Annotated in this window: 16 protein-coding genes; 8 read left to right on the top strand and 8 right to left on the bottom strand. The window is 60.7% G+C overall.

What is annotated here, in order from left to right; all coding sequences use genetic code 11:
* Positions 1-28: 28 nt before the first annotated feature.
* The 7 genes from JK232_RS12470 to JK232_RS12440 form a co-directional block, all read right to left on the bottom strand.
* Entirely contained in the window at positions 29-1,387 is a 1,359-nt protein-coding gene (locus JK232_RS12470) for a NarK family nitrate/nitrite MFS transporter (protein ID WP_394854007.1), read from the bottom strand.
* Between the two features lie 702 nt (positions 1,388-2,089).
* A complete protein-coding gene (gsiD, locus tag JK232_RS12465) occupies positions 2,090-3,004 on the bottom strand; it encodes a glutathione ABC transporter permease GsiD (RefSeq protein WP_101827903.1) in 915 nt (304 codons plus the stop codon).
* A 6-nt stretch (positions 3,005-3,010) separates the two neighbouring features.
* Positions 3,011-3,931: a glutathione ABC transporter permease GsiC gene (gene gsiC, locus JK232_RS12460; protein WP_072925937.1), complete on the bottom strand. Its 921-nt coding sequence runs from the start codon at positions 3,929-3,931 to the stop codon at positions 3,011-3,013.
* A gap of 63 nt (positions 3,932-3,994) precedes the next feature.
* Positions 3,995-5,536 carry a glutathione ABC transporter substrate-binding protein GsiB gene (gene gsiB / locus JK232_RS12455; RefSeq protein WP_072925939.1) on the bottom strand — a complete coding sequence of 514 codons (1,542 nt, stop codon included), beginning with the start codon at positions 5,534-5,536 and terminating at the stop codon, positions 3,995-3,997.
* A 27-nt stretch (positions 5,537-5,563) separates the two neighbouring features.
* Entirely contained in the window at positions 5,564-7,408 is a 1,845-nt protein-coding gene (gene gsiA / locus JK232_RS12450) for a glutathione ABC transporter ATP-binding protein GsiA (protein ID WP_246538531.1), read from the bottom strand.
* A 583-nt stretch (positions 7,409-7,991) separates the two neighbouring features.
* Positions 7,992-8,723: an L-fucose operon activator gene (gene fucR, locus JK232_RS12445; protein WP_072925940.1), complete on the bottom strand. Its 732-nt coding sequence runs from the start codon at positions 8,721-8,723 to the stop codon at positions 7,992-7,994.
* Between the two features lie 1,134 nt (positions 8,724-9,857).
* Positions 9,858-10,697: a class II aldolase/adducin family protein gene (locus tag JK232_RS12440; protein ID WP_212589277.1), complete on the bottom strand. Its 840-nt coding sequence runs from the start codon at positions 10,695-10,697 to the stop codon at positions 9,858-9,860.
* Between the two features lie 319 nt (positions 10,698-11,016).
* On the opposite strand from JK232_RS12440, the gene moeA reads away from it, so the two are divergent.
* The 7 genes from moeA to JK232_RS12405 all read left to right on the top strand — a co-directional run bounded on the left by moeA (position 11,017) and on the right by JK232_RS12405 (position 19,127).
* Positions 11,017-12,267: a molybdopterin molybdotransferase MoeA gene (gene moeA / locus JK232_RS12435; protein ID WP_101857804.1), complete on the top strand. Its 1,251-nt coding sequence runs from the start codon at positions 11,017-11,019 to the stop codon at positions 12,265-12,267.
* 2 nt (positions 12,268-12,269) lie between these two features.
* Entirely contained in the window at positions 12,270-13,028 is a 759-nt protein-coding gene (moeB, locus tag JK232_RS12430) for a molybdopterin-synthase adenylyltransferase MoeB (protein WP_101829388.1), read from the top strand.
* Positions 13,029-13,211: 183 nt separating this feature from the next.
* On the top strand, positions 13,212-14,255 hold the full coding sequence (locus JK232_RS12425; protein ID WP_079205147.1) for a glycosyltransferase family 2 protein: 1,044 nt from the start codon (positions 13,212-13,214) through the stop codon (positions 14,253-14,255).
* On the top strand, positions 14,245-14,886 hold the full coding sequence (locus JK232_RS12420) for a class I SAM-dependent methyltransferase (RefSeq protein ID WP_241522439.1): 642 nt from the start codon (positions 14,245-14,247) through the stop codon (positions 14,884-14,886). Before JK232_RS12425 ends, JK232_RS12420 begins: the two co-directional genes overlap by 11 nt.
* On the top strand, positions 14,883-15,773 hold the full coding sequence (locus tag JK232_RS12415) for a hypothetical protein (protein WP_101829390.1): 891 nt from the start codon (positions 14,883-14,885) through the stop codon (positions 15,771-15,773). The genes JK232_RS12420 and JK232_RS12415 overlap by 4 nt, the downstream gene beginning before the upstream one ends.
* Positions 15,770-17,761, top strand: coding sequence for a DUF6077 domain-containing protein (locus tag JK232_RS12410; RefSeq protein WP_212589276.1), 1,992 nt, complete (start codon positions 15,770-15,772; stop codon positions 17,759-17,761). Before JK232_RS12415 ends, JK232_RS12410 begins: the two co-directional genes overlap by 4 nt.
* Positions 17,751-19,127, top strand: a complete 1,377-nt coding sequence (locus JK232_RS12405) for a hypothetical protein (RefSeq protein ID WP_212589275.1) — start codon at positions 17,751-17,753, stop codon at positions 19,125-19,127. The genes JK232_RS12410 and JK232_RS12405 overlap by 11 nt, the downstream gene beginning before the upstream one ends.
* Positions 19,128-19,133: 6 nt before the next feature.
* Here the strand turns inward: JK232_RS12405 and JK232_RS12400 are convergent, their stop codons facing one another.
* Complete coding sequence (locus JK232_RS12400; RefSeq protein WP_101835120.1) at positions 19,134-20,207, bottom strand: LacI family DNA-binding transcriptional regulator; 1,074 nt, start codon at positions 20,205-20,207, stop codon at positions 19,134-19,136.
* Positions 20,208-20,504: 297 nt separating this feature from the next.
* Here JK232_RS12400 and JK232_RS12395 point away from each other — a divergent pair, with 297 nt between their 5' ends.
* Entirely contained in the window at positions 20,505-21,806 is a 1,302-nt protein-coding gene (locus tag JK232_RS12395) for an MFS transporter (protein WP_101835032.1), read from the top strand.

Genomic DNA, 21,806 nt, shown 5'->3' with positions numbered 1-21,806 from the left:
GGCCGGAACCACCGCGTTCCGGCAAGCGTTATGCCGACGGCGTCGTGCGGTGGCGGCCATACACCAGCCAGGTCACCAGGAAACAGACCGCGTAGAAAATCAGGAAGATTTTCATCGCCCCGACCGGCGAGCCGGTGAGGCTCAGCGAGGTGCCGAAGGCTTTCGGGATAAAGAAGCCGCCAATGGCGCCGATGGCGGAGATAAAGCCCAGCGCGGCAGCGGTGTCGGTCACGGCGACATGTTGCGCCTGTTCCTGGGTGCCGCCTTTTTTCAGCACCGCCGTCATCGCCAGCTGGCGGAAAATCACGGCGATCATCTGGAAGGTCGAGCCGCTGCCCAGCCCGGCGGTCAGGAACAGCCCCATGAAAATCAGGTAGAAGGCGGCAAAGCTGCCGCTGCTGTGGCTGTCCGGCAGCGTGAAGAACAGCGCCAGGGTGAACAGGGTCATCAGCAGGTAGTTGATGATGGTGACGCGGATGCCGCCGAATTTGTCAGAGAGGATGCCCCCGCCCGAGCGGGCGAGCGCGCCCAGCAGCGGCCCGAAGAAGGCCAGCCTGATGATGTCGATGTCGGGGAACTGCGTTTTCGCCAGCATGGCGAACCCGGCGGAAAAGCCGATAAAGGAGCCGAAGGTCGCCAGGTAGAGCATCCCGAGCAGCCAGAGATGGCCGCTTTTCAGCACCGGCAGTTGCTGCCGGAACGAGGCTTTCAGGCCGGCGAGATCGTTCATGCCGAACCAGGCTGCCAGCGTGGTGACCACCAGCAGCGGCACCCAGACCCACGCGGCGTTCGCCAGCCACAACGTGCCGCCGGCGGGCTGTGCCACGCCCTGCACGCCGATAAAGGTAAAGAGCGGCAGCGCCACAATAAACGGCGAGAGCAGTTGCATCACGCTGACGCCCATATTGCCCAGCCCGCCGTTAATCCCCAGCGCGCTGCCCTGCTGTTTTTTCGGGTAGAACAGGCTGATGTTGCCCATGCTGGAAGCAAAGTTTGCCCCGGCGAAACCGCACAGCAGCGCGATGATCACAAACACCCAGAACGGCGTCTGCGGGTTCTGGATGGCATAGCCCAGCCACACACAAGGTACGATCATGATGGCGGTGCTGATAACCGTCCATAAGCGCCCGCCGAGGATCGGCACGGCAAAGGAGTAAGGCACCCGCAGCAGCGCACCGGAAAGCGACGGCAGCGCCGTGAGCCAGAACAGCTGGTCGGTGGTGAAGGCAAAGCCCACACGGTTAAGGTAGACCGCCACCGTGCTGAACAGCATCCAGACGCAAAACGCCAGCAGCAGCGCCGCCACCGAGATGACCAGGTTGCGGCGTGCAATGAATTTACCGGTGTTCTCCCAGAAGACGGGGTTTTCAGGTTCCCAGCCGGAAATAAGGTGGCCGGTATCCGGCTTATTTTCCGGGTTTGGAGTTCGTTTGGTTTTTTGGTTATTGCCTATGACTTGGTTGTTTTCCACGACATGCGCCCCTTTAAAATCAATCCGCCTGACCAGGCATCAGGCGGTAATTTTATTGAGGCGCAGAATACGGTTACTGAGAAATATCAAAGAAACGCCGATTAAGCGCCGGTGGCTAATAAAAATTCGCGCTGTCGCGCATTATTACGGCGGGCCGGGCCGGCAGAAGCAAAGTGAAAAACACCTATTTCCTGACAGGCAAGCACACAAAACCAAAGACATTACTCATTGATTATTAATGGTTTATTCAGGGACTAAGAGAGTTCTTAACCCGCAGAAATAGTGAACGCTTACACGCCTCTACCTCATCCGGAGTAGCAGGCACCGCGTACGTGGTTTATTTTCAGGCCAGCTGACTTTCGAAGCCAAATAATGGCAACGGCAAACAGGCGAATAAACTAACCCTAAAGGGTTACTATTTTCTGCCGTGAGAAATAATTTTACCCCGAAAGGGGTAATTCACCGCCACCTGCCCCGAATATCTCTACAGGCGAGCGGCAGAGAATAGCGCGCTTATTTTGCGATACGCATTCCACCTTTACCTGAAATAGCCTGAACACCGGCGGCGTTCAGGATAAAAGGCAAAAAAAGCGGCAGCATAAAAGGTGGGCAGGAGGCTCAGGTTTTCAGTTTTGGGTCCAGGGCATCCCGCAGTCCGTCACCCAGCAGGTTGAACGCCAGCACCGTGAGGAAAATCGCCAGGCTCGGGAAAATCGCCACATGCGGTGCCATCACCATATCCGCCCGCGCCTCGTTGAGCATCGCGCCCCATTCCGGCGTCGGCGGTTGCGCGCCCAGCCCAAGGAAAGAGAGGCTGGCGGCGGTGATTATCGAGGTGCCGATGCGCATGGTGAAGTAGACCACAATCGAGGAGAGCGTGCCCGGCAGCACATGGCGCAGCAGGATGGTGGCATCAGACGCGCCGATGCTGCGCGCGGACTCAATAAACGTCTGGTGTTTCAGCACCAGCGTATTGCCGCGCACCAGCCGGGCAAACGCCGGGATACTGAAAATCGCCACCGCCACAATCACGTTGGCCATGCCGCTGCCCATGATCGCCACCACGCCTATCGCCAGCAGAATGCCGGGAAAGGCAAACAGCACATCACAGATGCGCATGGTGATGCGGTCCCACCAGCCTTCGTAGTAGCCGGCCAGCAGGCCGAAAAACGTGCCGATGGCCGCACCGATTACCACTGAGCCAACCCCGGCCGCCAGCGAAATACGCGTGCCCATCAGGATGCGGCTGAAAATATCCCGCCCGAGGGAGTCCACGCCCAGCCAGTGCATTGCGGACGGCCCCTCGTTCAGGCGGTCATAGTCGAAGTAATTTTCGGCGTCATACGGCACCAGCCAGGGTGCCAGCAGCGCCACGGCAATCAGCAGCAGCACAAACACCCCCGCCACCAGCGCCACCGGCTGATGGGTGAAGCGTTGCCAGAAGGCGCGCCACGGCGTGCGCGTTGCGCCCAGCCCCGCCACCCGGATTACCGGCATCCCCGCCAGTGTGGCATCACGTCTCCAGAATTTCATGCGGCCTCACTTATAGCGGATGGTAGGGTTGATGGCGGCGTACAGGATATCCACCACCAGGTTAATCAGGATGAACTCCAGCGAAAACAGCAGCACTTCGGCCTGGATCACCGGGTAGTCGCGCATCTCCACCGAATCCACCAGCAGCCGCCCCAGCCCCGGCCAGTTAAAGACTTTCTCCACCACAATCGAGCCGCCGAGCAGAAACCCGAATTGCAGGCCCATCATCGTCACCACCGGGATCATCGCGTTGCGCAGGCCATGCTTAACCACCACCACGCTTTCGCGCACCCCTTTGGCGCGCGCGGTGCGCATGTAATCCTCCTGCATCACCTCCACAAAGGAGGCGCGGGTGAAGCGGGCCATCACCGCCGCCACCGCCGCGCCCAGGGTGATGGAGGGCAGAATGTAGTGCTGCCAGCTGTCAGCACCGACGGTGGGCAACCAGCCGAGGTTCACGGAGAAGACCTGCATCAGCAGCATCCCCAGTGCGAAGGCCGGGAAGGAAATCCCGGAGACGGCCAGCGTCATGCCGAGGCGATCCGGCCAGCGGTTGCGCCAGACGGCAGACACCACGCCAATCACCATACCGAACAGCACCGCCCAGGCCATGCTGGCGAGGGTCAGCCACAGCGTCGGCATAAAGCGCTGGGCGATCTCCTCCGCCACCGGCCGTTTTGACACCATTGACGTGCCGAAATTGCCCTGCACCACATTGGTAAAGAAGTGGAAGAACTGCACCGGCAGCGGTTTATCGAGGCCGAGATCCTGGCGCACCAGCGCCACCACGCTCTCATCCGCATCCTGCCCGGCGACCAGCCGCGCCGGGTCGCCCGGCAGCAGATGGACAAACAAAAACACCAGCACCGCCACAATCAGCAGTGTCGGGATTAACCCTAAAACACGTTTCAGAAAATAGTTCAGCATCGGTCCAAAAGCCCCTGGCTGCCGGTGACCGGCGGGCACCCGTGATGGCTGCCCGCCGCCGCCTTATTTGATGTCGGCGTCATCAAAGCTGAACAGGGTATCCGGCATCATATAGAACCCTGTCAGGCGTTTGTTATGCGCGGAGACCAGGCGTTCCGTGGCCAGGAAAGCCCACGGCGCGTCAGCCCAGATCTTATCCTGCGCATCTTTATAGAGCTTGGCTTTCGCCGCGCGATCGGTGGTGGCCAGCGCGTCGCTTAAATCTTTATCCACCTGCGGGTTGCTGTAGAACGCTGTGTTGAACTGTTTCGGCGGCGCAGACTGGCTGGCAAACAGCGGCGTCAGCGCCCAGTCGGCTTCCCCGGTAGAGGCGGACCAGCCGGTGTAGAACATGCGTACCCCGGCCTCTTTCTGGCCGACCGCTTCTACCTGTGCGGCACGCTGGCCGGCATCCATCGCTGTCACCGTGGCCTTGATCCCGACCTGCGCCAGTTGTTGCTGGGTAAACTGCAACACTTTCTGCGCGGTGCTGTGGTTATGCGACGACCAGAGCGTGGTGGTAAAGCCGTTCGGGTACCCCGCCTCTTTCAGCAATTCACGCGCTTTGGCCGGGTCATACGGCCACGGCTTGTACTGCGCGGCGTAATCGATGCCCGGCGGCACCGGCCCTTCAGCCGGCACGGCATAGCCGGAGAAGGCCACTTTGATCAGTGCCTCTTTATTGATGGCGTAGTTGATCGCCTGGCGCACTTTCAGGTTGTCGAACGGTTTCTGCGTGACGTTAAAGCTGATGTAACGCTGCAGGATCGACGGCGTGGTGACCAGATCCAGTTTCGCGTTTTTCTTCAGGATGGCGGCCTGCTCGTAAGGGATCGGGTAGGCGAAATCCGCCTCGCCGGTCTGGAGCATCGCCGCGCGGGTGTTGTTGTCCACCACCGGGCGCCAGGTGATGCTGTCGAGTTTCGGCAGGCCCGGCTTCCAGTAACCGTCAAATTTCTTCACTTTGACGTAGTCGGTCTGGTTCCAGGCGACAAACTGGTACGGCCCGGTGCCGACCGGGTGGAAGCCGATCTCTTTGCCATATTTCGCCAGTGCCGCCGGGGAGATCATCACCGCCGACGGGTGCGCCAGGTTATTGATAAAGGCCGAGAACGGCGCTTTCAGGGTGATTTTCACCGTCGCCGGGTCCACCACCTCGGTCGAGGCGATCATCTTGAACAGGTTGTAGCGCTTGAGGCGGCTGTCCGGGTTGCTGGCGCGGTCGAGGTTGACCTTCACCGCCTCCGCATTGAAGTCGGTGCCGTCCTGGAATTTCACCCCAGGGTGCAGCTTGATGGTATAGGCCAGGCCGTCACTGCTGACCTGGTAGCTGTCCGCCAGCACGTTGACCAGTTTCATGTCCTTATCGAAGCCGAACAGCCCCTGATAGAAGGATTTTGCCACCGCCTGCGACAGCGAATCGTTGGCGTCATACGGGTCGAGCGAGGTGAAATTCGACCCGACGGCGATGGTGGCGTCTTTCGCGGCCCAGGCGGGCGCGGCGGCCAGCATGGCCAGGACGGCACCGGCCACCAGGGCGCGGCGGGGCAGAGTCTGCTGAGTCATTTTATATTCTCCTGGGGTTATTCCCTGTCAGTAAGCACCTGCAATCGGATGCCGGGCCACGAAATGCCCGTCCCCTACCTGCACCAGCGGCGCAACGATAGGCTCGTCACCTGCTGCCCGGATCGGGCTTGGGATCTCATCCACCAAAAGGGCCTGCTCCGGCCGGCGGTGCGCCGGGTCGGCCACGGGTACGGCTGCCATCAATTTGCGTGTATAGGGGTGTTGCGGGTTTTCAAATACGGCGCGGCGCGGGCCGATCTCCACAATCTGGCCCAGGAACATCACCGCCACCCGGTGGCTGATGCGCTCGACGACCGCCATGTCATGCGAGATAAACAGGAACGCGATGCCGAACTCGCGCTGGAGATCCATCAGCAGGTTCACAATCTGCGCCTGTACCGACACATCCAGCGCCGAGACGGATTCGTCGGCAATCACCACTTTCGGGTTCAGCGCCAGCGCGCGCGCAATGCAGATGCGCTGGCGCTGGCCGCCGGAGAACTCATGCGGGTAACGGGCGGCGTGCTCCGGTTGCAGCCCGACCCGCTCCAGCAGCCAGGCGACGCGCGCTTCAGCCTCTTTGCCGCGCGCCACACCGTGCACCAGCAGCGGCTCCATGATCGCGTAACCCACCGTGAGGCGCGGGTCGAGCGAGGCGTAAGGGTCCTGGAAGATAAACTGGATGTCGCGCCGCAGGTGTTGCAGCGCCGCGCCGGAAAGATGGGTGATCGACTGGCCGTTAAAGGTGAGGCTGCCGCCCTGGCTCTCCACCAGCCGCAGCAGCGACCGCCCGGTGGTGGATTTGCCGCAGCCGGACTCCCCAACCAGCGCCAGCGTCTCGCCGGGGTAGAGATCAAAGCTGACCTTTTCTACCGCATGCACCTGGCGGGTGACGCGGTTGAACACCCCGCTGCGGAGGTCAAAACGCGTCACCAGATCGCGCACCTGCAGCACCGGCGCGGCGCCGGGCGGGACGGTGTCCTGCGGCGGGAATGCCTCCCGGCCCTGCTCCCCGGCGTGGATCAGGTCAAACCGTGCCGGGAAAGGTTTCCCGCGCATCGCGCCCAGTTTCGGCACCGCCGCCAGCAAGGCGCGGGTGTAGGGGTGTTCAGGGGCGGCAAACACCTGTTTCACGTCGCCGGTTTCCACGCTTTCGCCGCGGTACATCACCAGCACCCGGTCAGCCACTTCGGCCACCACGCCCATGTCATGGGTGATAAAGATCACCCCCATGTGCATCTCTTGTTGCAGCACGCGGATCAGTTGCAGGATTTGCGCCTGGATGGTGACATCCAGCGCGGTGGTGGGTTCGTCGGCAATCAGCAGCGCCGGTTTGCAGGAGAGTGCCATCGCAATCATCACCCGCTGGCGCATCCCGCCGGAGAGCTGGTGCGGGTAGCGGTCCAGGATATTGCGCGCTTCCGGGATGCGCACCAGATCAAGCATCCGCAACGCCTCCTGCCGCGCGCTGCGGCGGTCCATGCCCTGATGCAGGCGGATGGACTCGGCGATCTGCTCGCCGACCGGGAACACCGGGTTGAGGGAGGTCATCGGCTCCTGGAAGATCATCGCCATATCGGCACCGCGCAGGGTGCGCAGGGTGGATTGCGTCGCCCGCGCCAGGTCAAGCACGGCGCCGCGCCGGCGGCGGAACAGCATCTGCCCCTGTTCAATCACGCCGCCGCCCTGCTCCACCAGCCGCATCAGCGCCAGCGAGGTCACGGATTTGCCGGAACCGGACTCCCCGACAATCGCCAGGGTTTCGCCGCGCCGCACCTCAAAGCTGAGCTGCTTTACCGCCTGGATGTGCTGTTTTTGCGAAGTGAACCCGACGCTGAGATTGCTGACGGCCAGCACCTGGTCGTCCGGCAAGAGGCCGGCCGCCGCCGCAGGCGAGACAGAAAAGGAAAGCGCACGCACCGGCCCGGCCCCGCTCAATGCGCGCGCCCGGTTAGGCGGCGCGGCGCGGTCAGCCGGTTCGCGGGAAAGGCGGTAACGGCCACGGCAAGGCCGGACGCTGCTTGCGCACCGCCGTGAACGGTCATCTCTGGTTTACTCATGATGGCACTGCACCCTGTTGGTCAACTGTCCGTAAAAACGCGCGCATCCCGGCGCGTTCTGGCGTCACTGTTTTTCTGGCTTATGTCACGAAGTATTGAGCAGATGAATAAGCCAACGTTTTTTAGTGTGGCACTGAATGGCCGGACGCGCTTTTTTTTGACTATATTTAGCCGCACGGCGTAAGTAAAGCGGAAACTGCGTCCGGCTTAGACGGTAATTTACTTAGCATATTCAAAGTAATATCAGTAAGCGGTGCAGAGGCAGGCGAAAAAAGGCGGGGGCCGCGGCGGCCGGGCGGGCCCGGTTTACCGTACCGCCGCGCGGGAATAACATCAGGGTAAAATAATCACCAAACGCAAATAAGCAGGCCGGTGAAACACTGTTGTGGGGCGCGTCAGACGCACCCGGCGGCTTGCGGCAGGTTCAGTTCGCGGTTGCTGATGATGATATCGACCTCCTGTAACAGGCAGATTCGCGCCACGCCTTGCCGCCACAGCTTGCTTTTGTCCATCAGCAACAGGGACTGGGCCGCGCGCTTCACCAGGATCGCTTTGTATTCGGCGTTATGGTCGTTGGAGTCCCACAGCAGCCCCTGTTTATCCAGCCCTTCGCAGGAAAACATAAACAGATCGATATCATAATGTTTGATCAGCGCGAAGAAGGCCGGGTTGCGGTAGACCTCTTCTTTGCGCAGCAGCTCCCCGCCGGTACAGATCACGCGGATGTGCTGCCGCCGCTCCAGTTCCCGCACGATACGCGCGCTGTTGGTCAGCACGGTGAGCGGCACGTCCGGCAGTTTACGCGCCAGATACCAGCAGGTGGAGCTGGCATCCAGCGCCAGGAGCATCCCCGGTTCGATATAGGCCAGCGCCTGGCGGGTGATGTCATCTTTATCGCTGAAATGGCTTTTTGCCCGGTGGATAAAGGGTTCACCGATGTCATCCTGCTGGATAATCCGTTTGGCTTTGCCGTGACGCCGCAGGATAAGCCCCTGCTCCTGCAACTCGCTCAGGTCACGGCGGATCGTCTCCCGGCAGACATTTAATTGCAGGGACAACTGGTTCACGCTCACCACATCCTGCTCGGCAACAAGTTTCAGCAACGCTTCATGGCGGCTATTTTTCATTCTCCGGTCACGCTCCCTCTGCGCATCAACGGTGCCAGCATACCGTGCGGGGGATGACACTTTTGGGATCGGCCGCTATTTATTGCAAACGGTATCACGGTTTTTTGTTTTTAAATTTTTCAGGGGTGGGGGATCACATTGGCATGTGGGGGCGCTTTCTTAGATCGGCGGCGGTAGGGTGGCATGTTTCGGGTGTTCATGCGTGGTGGGTTAGTTTCTTGATCGAGGTTTGTTGCGTTGGCATACGCCCGCTGTCTTTCTGCAGCTCCGCTGCCGTCATTGGTCGTAAAGTGGCATGTTTCGGTTGCTGATGTGTATTTATCTACTTGAGCCACCAAGCCTCAACCGAGCAGGGCCTGCCGGCGCGCCGGCCCTGCACCCGCGCGCTTTTGGTGGTTTGGCTGAATCATTGCACGCTCTCGCGTGTCCCCTCATTTCGCCTCCGGGTTTCCGGGCCGCCGCTAATGACAGTCCCTGTCATGGGCGGCTCTCGCGGGCATCCATGCCCGCTCACCCGGCCCTGCGGCTCCACTCGGCAATGATTTTTACGCCCCCACCGCTTCTGCAAATCAATAAGTATGTGAGGAAATAGTAGGTGGGGGATTTTTTAGGCGCGTGGTGCGCTCTTTTCATGCTGCATTTTTATGTGGCAGCGATTTTCATGACTGCTTTAAAACCTAAAAGGAACCTACCTACTCTTTCCTTACATAGCGAAGAATTTGCAGTTAGGTGGGGGCATTAAAATTATTGCCGACGAGGACGCAGGGCCGGGCGAGCACACAGGGATGTGTGCGAGAGGTACAGCCACGCCGGGAGCGTGTCTGTACCGGCCCGAAAAGCCCGGAGAACGCTGGAGGGAAGCCGCGGGAGCGGCCAATAATTCTGCCGGATCACCCAAGGCGCGGGGATGCAAGGGGCGCGCGCCTACGCGCCCCTTGCGCGGTGGCGGCAGCGGAGCCGCAGAAAGAATGCAGGCGTATGCCAACGCAACAAACCTCAATCCAAAGAATTAATCCACCGCACATCAACAACCGAAACATGCCACTAACCTACAAAAGAAACGCCACCGCACATCAACAACCGAAACATGCCACGTCACCAATGAGGGCGGCTTATCTGCCGCCCTCAGATGACTCACTCCTCTGGATGCGCTTTCAGCGCCCTCCCCGCAAACTCCCGCAAATTAAACAGCGTCTCCGCGCTGCGCTGGTCACGGTTATCCGGCATCCCGAGCTTCTTACGCAAGGCGATAAAATCATGCATGGAGGCGGCGTTCACCTGCTGGATCGGGATGTTAAGCTGGGTCGCCAGCAGCAGGATGCGGCAGTAAGAATCGACGTTCTCCAGCTTCCAGTAGGCATCCTCCACATGGTTGCCCCAGACGATCACCCCGTGGTTTTCCATGAAAATACACTGGTGATCCGGGGAGACCGACCCGACGTTCTCCGCATTCTCCGGCGTGCCGGGCGTCGCGTATTTCGCCTGCACCACTTCACCGAAGAAAATGTCCGGCTCCGGCATAATCCCGGTCGGCGGCACCGTGCCGGTGATGACAAACGCATTGGCGTGCACCGGGTGGGCGTGAACGCAGGATTTCGCCGCCGGTACGCGGCTCATAATGCCGAGGTGCGTTTTGATCTCGCTGGTCGACGGGCGCTTGCCCGCTTTCTGGCGGCCCTGCATGTCCACCAGGCACATATCATCCGGCGTCATAAACCCTTTGCTGATAAGCGTCGGGGTGCAGAGCACCAGATTGTCGCCCACGCGCACCGAGACATTGCCGCCGTTGCCGTCCACGTAGTCCTTCTGCCACATCCGCTGGCCGATGGCGACGATCCGCTGCTTGATGACCTGAAGCGCATCGCTGTAGAAAAACTGATTCACCTCTTGCGGGGTCTGCGGGTCTTTGCCCTCTTCCCAATGGAATTCCAGTGTCGGTAACGGCGGGGAAATTGACCAATCAGATTGACTCATCGCTCTACTCTCTTTGCTGTGTGACAGGGGCCGCGCACCGCACGGCAGTTAACCCATGCTAAGCAGAAAGCCGGGGCGCACTATCTTCACGCCGTGAAATGCCCCTTTTACCCATCACGATGTGACCTGAATCACAGTAAATCGCGGATTTTCCCTGGCCTGTTTCCCCGCTGCCCTGCCCGCTTTCCCGGCAGCGGCGGCAAAACGGGAACGGCGGCCCGATTGGTCAGCCCGGCGTTCTCTGCCATAATGGGCACATCCCCGATTTTTGCCCCGGCCTGCCGATGGCGGGCCGCGCTGCCGTACAACGGAGTCATTCATGTCCTCAGAACACCCGCAACACCCCCCTGTTTCCGGCCTGCTTTCGCTGGATGATGCCCTGGAAAAGATGCTCTCCCAGGTGGCGACCCAGTGCATCGCCACCCGCGTGCCGCTGACCACCGCCGCCGGACGCATCACCGCGGCGGATGTCACCTCGCCGGTGCAGGTGCCGCCATTTGATAACTCGGCGATGGACGGCTACGCCGTGCGCCTGGCTGACCTGGACGCCGGGGTGCTGCCGGTCGCCGGTAAGGCATTTGCCGGTAACCCGTTTGAGGGGGAATGGCCGGCCAACACCTGCCTGCGCATCATGACCGGCGCCCCGGTGCCGCCGGGTACTGAGGCGGTGGTGATGCAGGAACAGGCAGAGGTCACTGAACAGGGCGTGCGCTTTACCGCGCCGGTGAAAGCCGGGCAGAACATCCGCCGGGCGGGTGAAGATATTGAACAGGGTGCCGTGGTGCTGCGCGCCGGGGTGCGGCTGGGCGCAGCGGAACTGCCGCTGCTGGCGTCGCTTGGCGTGACGGATGTGGCAGTGTATGAACCGCTGACGGTGGCGGTTTTCTCCACCGGTGATGAGCTGCAACCAGTGGGCACGCCGCTGCAACCGGGCCAGATCTACGACACCAACCGGTTCGGTGTGCGCCTGATGCTGGAGCAGCTCGGCTGCACCGTGGTGGATTTAGGCATCATCCCGGATGACCCGCAGGCACTGCGCAAGGCGTTCCAGCAGGCGGATGCGGCGGCCGATCTGGTGATCAGCAGCGGCGGCGTCTCAGTCGGCGAAGCGGATTACACCAAAACCATGCTGGAGGAGCTGGGCGAAATCGGCTTCTGGAAACTGGCGATCAAGCCGGGCAAACCCTTCGCTTTTGGCCGCCTCAGCCATGCCTGGTTCTGTGGCCTGCCGGGCAACCCGGTCTCCGCCGCGCTGACCTTCTACCAGCTGGTGCAGCCGCTGATCGCCCGTCTCACCGGCCACACTGCCTGGCACCTGCCGCCCAGCCTCAGGGCGCGCGCCGTCACCCCGCTGAAAAAACAGCCGGGGCGGCTCGATTTCCAGCGCGGCATGGCCTTTACCGATGAGCACGGCGAACTGGCGGTGCGCACCACCGGCCATCAGGGGTCGCATGTCTTCAGCTCCTTTGCCCAGGCCAACTGCTTTATTGTGCTGGAGCGTGATCGCGGGTCGGTGGCGGAAGGTGAGTTCGTCACGGTTCAGCCGTTCAACCGCCTGCTGGGGGGCTGAAGATGCTGCCGGAACTGAGTGATGAGGAAGCGCTGCGTTATAACCGCCAGATTGTGCTGCGCGGCTTCGATTTTGACGGCCAGGAAAAACTGAAAGCCGGCCATGCGCTGGTGATTGGCCTCGGCGGGCTGGGCTGTGCGGCCGCGCAATATCTGGCGGCGGCCGGTGTCGGCACCCTGACGCTGGTGGATTTCGACACCGTGGCGCTCTCCAACCTGCAACGCCAGACGCTGCACAATGACGCGCGCATCGGCATGGCGAAAGTGGATTCGGCGGCGCAGGCGCTCACGGCAATCAACCCGCACGTCCGGCTGCATGCGCTTAACCGGCAGCCGGATGATGCCGCGCTGGCCGCGCAGGTGGCGCAGGCCGATGTGGTGCTGGATTGCAGCGACAACGTTGCCACCCGCGACCAGCTCAACCGCGCCTGTTTCCAGGCGCGTACCCCGCTGGTTTCCGGCGCGGCGATCCGCATGGAGGGGCAACTGAGCGTCTTTACCTACCAGCCGGATGAGCCTTGCTACCGCTGCCTGAGCCGGTTATTCGGTGAAAACGCCCTGACCTGCGTAGAGGCGGGCGTCATGGCACCGCTGGTCGGGACGATCGGCAGTTTACAGGCGATGGAAGCGATCAAACTGCTCACCGGGTACGGCACCCCACCCACCCACCGGGTAGTGCTGTTTGACGCGATGACCACCCAGTTCCGTACCCTGAAACTGCCCAAAAACCCACAATGCGAGGTGTGCAGCAGCAAAAACTGAGATCGTTTCCCGCTAAAAAAGCACAAAAATCAGCCTGATCAGTTCATTTTTCATTCTGGCTCCTCTATGCTTGAGCGCGATGAATATGTCACAGCCTAAACCTCAGTGCGGTGAATATATCGAGGCATAACTGAGTAAAACGTTCGATTTCCCGTGCACTTCATACAGGCCAGAGGAATTCCGTTGAAACTGATTATCCAGATACCCTGCTACAACGAGGCGGGAACGCTTGCCTTAGCCCTTTCCTACCTGCCCCGTCAGGTGCCGGGTTTTGACCACGTGGAGTGGCTGATTATTGATGACGGCAGTCAGGATGAGACCTGCCGCGTGGCTCAGGAAAATGGGGTCGACCATATTATCCGCCATACCGGTAACCAGGGGCTGGCCCGCGCCTTTATGACGGGCCTGGATGCCTGCCTGGCGCTGGGGGCGGATGTGATTGTTAATACGGATGCTGATAATCAGTATGACGCGCGGGACATTCCCGTACTGACGGCACCGGTACTGGCGCATCAGGCTGAGATGGTGATCGGCGCGCGCCCCATTGCCACCATTGAACACTTCTCACCCTGTAAAAAATGGCTGCAAAAACTCGGCAGCTGGGTCGTCCGGCTCGCCAGCAAAACCGATATCCCGGATGCCCCCAGCGGTTTCCGCGCCATCAGCCGTACGGCGGCGCAACGGCTGATTGTGTTCAATGATTACACCTACACGCTGGAAACCATTATCCAGGCCGGGCAGAAGAACATGGCCATTATGTCGGTGCCGATCCGGGTCAATGAGGATTTGCGCCCTTCCCGGCTGGTCAAAAGCATGGCCTCCTACATTAAGCGCAGCATCATCACCATTGTCCGCATTTTCATTATTTATCGTCCCTTCCGGTTTTTCAGCGTCATCGGCATGGCGTTGTTTGGCATTGGTTTTTTAATCGGCCTGCGTTTTTTGTGGCACTTCGTCCAGGGGGAGGGCCAGGGTTATGTCCAATCCCTGATTCTGGCCGCTACCCTGCTCGGCATGGGCTTCCAGACGCTGTTGATCGCGTTCGTCGCGGACTTGCTGGCGGCGAACCGCAAGCTGCTGGAGGACATCCGCTACAAAACCCAGTTACATATCCAGGAAGAGACGCGCCCGGTGCAATCGGGAAATATGCAGGGTGACACACGGGAGCCCCCCCTTCCGGTTACCCCAGAAACACGTCATGAGAACAGGAACCACTATGGGCATTAAAATCGCCGGCGGCAGTCAGGAAAACGGCATTGTTATCGGCAATACCTTTGATAAATACGGCTCTTCCAACCCGGTGGTGAAGTGGATGATGGCCGGGTTTGAGGGTGCGCTTACTGACCTGGTAACCCGTGCTGCGCCGCGCTCTATTCATGAAATCGGGTGTGGTGAAGGCTATTGGGTATTGCGCTGGCAGCAGCAGGGCATTGATGCCCGGGGGTGCGATTTCTCCACCCAGGTGATTGATCTGGCGCAACAGAATGCGGCTGAACAGGGCTACGCGGGTTCACTGTTCACGGCCCGCAGTATTTATGATGTGCAGGCCCCGCAGGACAGCGCGGATTTGATTGTCTGTTGTGAAGTCCTGGAACACCTGGAAGACCCCGAAGCCGGATTGCAGGCGTTGCAGCGTATTGTGAGCGGCCACCTGATTATCAGTGTGCCGCGTGAACCTTTATGGCGTGTCCTGAATATGGCCCGCGGCAAATACCTTGGGCAGTTTGGTAATACGCCGGGCCATTTGCAAAACTGGTCACAGCGGGGGTTCATCCAGTTAGTCTCACGTTATTTTGAGGTCGAAGACGTCAAGCGTCCGCTGCCCTGGACCATGTTGCTCTGTACGCCACGCCGATGAACCCTGCCTTAAAACGCACCCTGAACTGGGCAGGCAGTGGGCTGGCCCTGCTCGGCACGCTGTTTGTCGGCCAGCGCTTGTGGCACTACGGCAGCCAATTGGACCCGGCGCGGTTTGGCCCGGCAGCCTGGCTTGGCATGGCCGCGGCCGCCCTGGCCTACGGTGCCGCCAACCTGCTGCTGGCCTTCGGCTGGGCACAACTGTTGGCCTGTTTTCATCAGCGCTGCCGCCCACGCTGGGTGGTGGGGATCTATGGCGTGACGCAACTCGCCAAGTACCTGCCGGGCAACATCTTCCATTTTGCCGGACGGCAGGCCCTGGGCATGGCCGCCGGCCTGCCCGGCGGCGCATTGGCCAAATCAACGTTATGGGAGCTGGCCCTGCTTTGCGCCGGGGGGGTGCTGTGCGGATTGCTGGCACTGCCCTTGCTGCTGCCGTGGTTGCCCCCGGCGGCAGCGGCCCTGCTGGCCCTGGCTGCCTGGTTCATGGCCTCTGTCCTGTTGCGGCGTATCAGCCCCCCTGAGCGCGCTCCCTTACTGTGCACCGCCCTGCTGTACTACAGCCTGTTTTTGCTGATTGCCGGGTTGCTGTTTTGCGCCGTACTGGCCGGCACCATTGTGCCCGCGCCTGCACCGTTACTGCCGTTGTTACCCTCATTATGCGGGGCGTATGTGCTGGCCTGGCTGGCAGGCCTGGTAACGCCCGGCGCCCCGGCCGGGGTGGGCATCCGCGAAATGGTACTGATTTTCCTGTTAAAAGGTGTGGTGGCTGATCCGGATGTGGTGATGGCGGTCCTGGCCGGGCGCCTGATTACTGTCGCCGGGGATGTATTGTTTTTTGTGGTTACCGGTCTCTTTTGCTCACCTCGAAGGATACGACCTGCATGATACACGCTGTCTCATTGCGCACGGCGCTGCTGCCCGAACGCTGGGTGGCCTTTGGTGTCGCCTTTATTACGTTGCCTTTTATCCTCTGGACGGTTGCCCTGCATGCCGCCACCTTTGGCGGGCTGCCCTGGCAGTCACTGAGCCGCGGTTTCCTCTATGCATTGCCGCTGACGCTGGCGCTGGCTGCCTGGGGTGCCTGCGCCTTCAGCACCGTTTACCTGCATGCGCGCCCGGCGCTGCCGGCATGGCAGGCACCCGGACTGGCCGGGGTCATGATTATTCTGATCACGGCGCTGGTGCTGTTCTGGGTGCCTGACTATCGCTGGCGCTTTTGCACCGTCGTTATCGGCCTGCTGTTGATCGCGCTGACCAAACGTCGCCAGCCTGCGGCGGCGCTGACACCCGACCCACTGCTGCCGGCCCGTGCCTGGCAGAATGGTGCGCTGCTCGGCATGATGCTGATCGCGGTTATTCTGACGCTCATCGCGTACCGCTCTGACTACGATGATTCCCATTTCATCCAACTCGCCGACCAGACGTTACGCCATCCTGCCCTGGTGCCGCTCACGTTTGATACCACACTGGGGTCGGTTTCTCCCCATTTCCGTTTTGCGCCCTACCGTATTGCGTCGTATGAAACGTTTATCGCCTGGCTCGCCACCTGGAGCCACCTGCCGCTGTTCACCGTTTACTACCTGCTGGTACCGGGCATCAGCGCGGCGCTGACGGTGGGGGTCGCCTTTTTGTTCAGCCGGTTATTCCTGCCGCGTAACGGGGCGGTACTGGCCACCGCGCTGTGTGTGCTGTTGCTGTTTGCCTGGGGAGAATCCCATATTGCGTACGGCAACCGGGTATTTGTCCGGTTGTTTCAGGGCAAAGCGCTGCTGATCGCCCTGACCACGCCCTTAACGGCGATTACCGGCCTGCTGTTGCTGAAGCGGCCTGCGCTATGGCGCACCTTGCCGCTGGCCGCGGTGCATATTATGACGCTGGGCGTCTCTTCATCGGGGCTGGTACTGACCGTCTTTACCAGTGTGCTGGTGGCGGCCTGCGCCCTGGATAAACCGCTAAAGCAGGCGGTCCGTTTCTGGTTCTTCCTGGGTATCGCGCTGATTTATCCGGCCATCTTTGTGTTCTGGCTGAAGTTCATCACTCCCTCCGGCATCTCACTGGCAGACGTCGGCACTTACCTGCCCATCAATGCCTCGTTGGGGCTGGCGCGCCGTGATGCGCTGTCACTGCTGGCCCTGCTGCTCGGCTGCAGTGTCCTGGCCTGGCGGCGCGGTACGCTGAGCTACCTGCTGTTTACCGTGACGACGTTGCTGATGATTTTAAACCCCTGGTTTGCAGACCTGCTGGCCCAGGTTTCCGCCCGTAATATGAGCTGGCGGCTGGCCTGGGCCGCGCCTGTGCCGCTGCTTGTCAGTACCGCCCTGGCGGCGGCCATCACCGGCGGGGGGCGTTTTCTGGCCGGTGCATTGCTGGGCTGTGCGGTATGCGTGGCTTTCCTGTTGGGCGGGCGCTGGACCCTGGCAGCCGGGAACGGCACACAACTTCATTGGCCCTCTGCCAAGCTGCCGCCCCAATATCAGACGGCGGTGCACCTGATGGCGCAGCTCGACAGGCTGCACCTGCAGGGTAACCTGTTGACTGACAGTGCCATTGCAGCCTTCGTGCCGCTGTTAAAACCTGACTTTGGCCTGGTGATGCCGGGCCACACCTACCCGGTGATGCTGCAAACCATCCTGCCGCCTGAAGAGTTTGCTGCACGGATGCGCCTGTTTAATGCCATTAACGCCCCACAGCCCCACCTGGCAGCCCTGGAAACAGAGATGCGGCGTTTCCATGTTCAGGTGGTGATCGTCAATGCGGCCCTGCAACCTGCGGCGTTATTGTCCCCGGCAGGGAAGGCGGCCGGGTTCAGCCTGACCCGCCTGGCGGAAAGTGATGGCTATGCCATTTACCAGGTAAATTACCGTGAACAATAAAACGCGTACGCTGGCCCGCCGGCTCTGGCCCCTTGCCTGTTTTGTTATCAGCCTGCTGGTGTTGCACCCACGCCTGACCGCCACCCCCATCGTGGCAGACGGTTATCAGAATCTGAGTATCGCCGTTAATATCGTGCAGCACGGGGTTTTTTCCAGTGCCCCTACGTCCCTGCCGGACATGGTTCGCGAACCGGCATGGCCTGCCCTGACGGCAGGGCTGCTGTGGCTGACGGGCCATGCCTCCACACCGGCAGAGGTGCTCGCCGGCCAACATGCCCTGTTGTTTAAACAGATTAACCTGGTGTTTTATGCCCTGCTCATCACGGCCATCTGTAGCCTGATCTCCCACCAGTTACGCAGCCTGCCTTACGCCATACTGGGGCTGGCGCTTTCGCTGCTGGTTTTTTACACGACGCCACGGCTGTTTAATTACTATAACAACGAGGCACCGGCGGCATTATTGTTGTTTATCGCCTCCCTGTTTTTGTTCCGGTTACAGCAACAGCCCAGGACAGGCACGGCAGTGGCGGCCGGCCTGGCGCTGGGGTTACTGGCGTTAACCAAAGCGCAATTCCTCTACATCCCTCTGGTACCGTTACTGATACTGGCATGGCGATACCGGCGTCACGCTGCTGTGGCGGCCGGGGTCTTTTTGTTGGTTGTCACGCCCTGGATGGTGCGCAATGCCCTGTTGTTTGATCACTACACCATTGCCGAGCGCGGTAAAACGGTGGCGGCGGTGCGGCTGATGTTAACGGTGGCCCCCAGCGGCAGCGAATATCGCTGCATGGCCTATGCGTTTTCCCACCCCGGCCTGCGTCCGGCGGCGGGAAAGATTACCGGCATTTCCGCACAAGATTTTTTGCGCCATGGCCGTTGTGAACGCCTTAACCGGGAAATCTGTTTTGATATGGGCACAGAGCGGGTTCCCTGTACGCCTTTTGCCGGGGATCTGCCGCCGGCGCCCTGGCAACAACGCGTCCAATATTTCTATCGGGGTTTTGCCGCCGGCGAAGAGATGGAAGCCGGGCGGTTACGGTTTGCTGATATCACCCCGCTTAATGGGCACCTGATCAGCCGTTATCTGATCACACTGCCGTTATTTGCCTGGCGCGGCATGGGATTCAGCGGGTATCCGCTCCTGAGCATTGCCCTGACGTTGTCCCTGTTTGCGCTCTGTTTCACCCGTTACCGGGCCTTTAGCCTGCCGGCCGCGACCGCCCATCTGTTTCATCTGGCGCTGACACACAATATCCCGCGTTACCATATCGCGGAACTGGGCGTGATGCTGGTAGCTGCCGTGTGGCTGACAGGGCTGTCCGGTCAGTGGATTGTCCGAAGGCTTCTCCACGGTAACGCGCCCTGACCCCGCTCACTCATCGTACAGCCCTTCGTTTTGCACGGCGGTGTGGGCTTTATGCGGGCGGATGCGGCGCACCGAGTCCCGCACCACCAGCGTGCCGTTCAGCAGCAGGTTCCCGACCGGGGCCTGCGGGCGGATCAGCCGTTGTTGCAGCAGATGCACCGCCTCGCTGCCCAGTTCATCCCGCGGGACGTGCAGTGACGTGAGCGGCACATCGTGGATCGCCGCCAGGTTAAAGCCGTCGATGCTCATCACGGAGATGTCCTGCGGCACCCGCAGCCCGGCTTTCTGCAACGCACTTACCGCACCCGCGGCCATAAAATCCCCGCCGACCAGCCACGCACTCGGCCACCGGGCGCGCGGTGTCTCCGCCAGAAAATCGCTGATAAGCTGCTCACTCTCCCTGGCACTGAAACTCTGGGCGCTGATCAGGTGCTGCGCCTCATCAAACGGCAGATTATGCGCCTCCCAGGCGTCGCGGATGCCCGCCAGCCGCAGTTCCATCGTGTAGCGCCGTAAACAGAGCAGATTGACCACCGCCTTATGCCCCTGCTCAAACAGGTAAGCCGCCGCGTATTCGCCGATCAGCTGGTGATCCGGTGCCACACCCGGCAGGCGCATTTTCCGGTCACGGCAGTTGATCAGCACGCAGGGCTTGCCGATGTCCGCCGCCAGATCGTGGATGTGCGGGTCATCAATACCGATCAGGATCGCGGCTTCCGTCGCGGCGTCATGCATTTTGCTCAGGAACAGGTTGGCGTCACTGCCCAGCTCCTCCAGCGGGCAGTAGCGCAGCCGCACCTCATGCGCGGCCAGCGCCTGGCTGATGCCCTGCATCACCCGGTAATAAAACACATCTGACCGCTCATCAAACGCCCGTTGCGGCGCAAACACCACCAGGCTGTTGATCAGCAGCCGCCCGGCCGCCATGCCCTGCAATACCCCCTGCGCCTGCGCACAGGCCAGCACTTTCTGCCGCGCCGTGTCGCTGGTGTTGGCTTTCCCGGCCAGCACCCGCGAGACCGTACTGATCGACAGGCCGGTTTGCGCCGCGATCTCAGTGATTTTTAGCTTTTTATCCATTTTGTGATCTGTGCCTGATTTGCCGATGAAAAAATTTTCACCCACCTTTATGCCCGTGTTTATCTGCTTTGCCGCGATGGTTGGCGGCTGTTTTCCGGCGTGGTGAAAAAATTTGCAGAAAATCCGCTGTTGGTCAGTTTATAACTCGATTAGGCTCAATCTGTCGAACACCTTTTGTTCTGCTTACTCTAAAAATTCCTATAAAACACAGAATATTCAAAGCATTAAATAAATACCCCCTTGCTAAATGCTGTTATACCAATTCCGAATGCTACCGCACCTACGTGGAGAACAAGAATGAGTCATGGCATAAATCAGGATGTGGCCGCCGTTACGGCGAAGCGCACTTTCCGTCACCTGCGGTGGTGGGTGCTGGTGCTGTTTCTGCTCGGCGTCACCATTAACTACATTACCCGCAACTCGCTCGGCATCCTCGCGCCGGAACTGAAAACCAGCCTCGGTATCACCACGGAGCAATACTCCTGGATCGTCGGGGCCTTCCAGCTCGCCTACACCCTGTTCCAGCCGATTTGCGGCTGGCTGATTGACGTGATCGGCCTGAAGCTCGGCTTCCTGATCTGCGCCACCGTCTGGGCGGTGGTTTGTATACTGCACGCCGGGGCCGGCAGCTGGCTGCACCTGGCGATCCTGCGCTTCTTTATGGGCGGTGCGGAAGCCGCCGCCACCCCGGCCAACGCCAAAACCATCGGCGAGTGGTTCCCGAAAAAAGAGCGGCCGATTGCGGCAGGCTGGGCGGGCGTGGGCTTCTCTGTCGGGGCGATGCTGGCCCCGCCGATCGTCTACTTCGCCCATGTGTCGTTTGGCTGGCAGGGTGCGTTTATGTTTACCGGCGGGCTGGCGCTGGCCTGGGTGGTGCTCTGGTGGCTGTTCTACCATAACCCGGAGCAGCACCCGCGCCTGAGCAAAGATGAGCTGACGTTCATCAAGCAGGATAACGAGCCGCCGGCGGTGAAGCTGCCGTTTATCACTGCGCTGAAAACCGTGGCAAAAAACAAACGCTTCTACGGCATCGCCATCCCGGCGTTCATGGCCGAACCGGCGTGGGCGGTGCTGAGCTTCTGGGTGCCGCTCTACCTCGCCAATGAGCGCGGCATGGACCTCAAACAGATCGCCATGTTCGCCTGGCTGCCGTTTTTGGCCGCCGACCTCGGCAGCGTGGCCAGCGGTTACCTGACCAAACTCTACGTCCGCGTCTTTGGTTGCACCCGCACCAACTCGGTGGTGGCCAGCTCAGTGACCGGCGCGTTCCTGATGCTCTCCCTGGCGCTGGTCGCCACCACGGAAGATCCGTATGTCGCTATCGCCCTGATCTCGGTCGGCGGCTTCGGCCACCAGATCATCTCCTGCATGTTGAGCGCACTGGTGGTGGACTCCTTTGACCGCGGGCAGATGGCCACCGTGAACGGGATGCGCGGCTCGGCCGCCTGGATCGCCAGTTTCCTGTTCTCCTTGCTGATCGGCGTCACCGCTGACCAGATTGGCTTCAACCCCCTGTTTATTGCCATGGGTTTCTTTGACCTGATTGGCGCGGTCTTCCTGATCGCCTTTATTGCTGAACGCCGCACCGCGCGTGCCTGA

This window comes from Nissabacter archeti, assembly GCF_018257325.1.
GTDB classification, from domain to species: Bacteria; Pseudomonadota; Gammaproteobacteria; order Enterobacterales; family Enterobacteriaceae; genus Chimaeribacter; species Chimaeribacter arupi.
The sequence above is the reverse complement of the archived record's forward strand: the minus strand, read 5'-3'. Positions and strand labels throughout refer to the sequence as shown.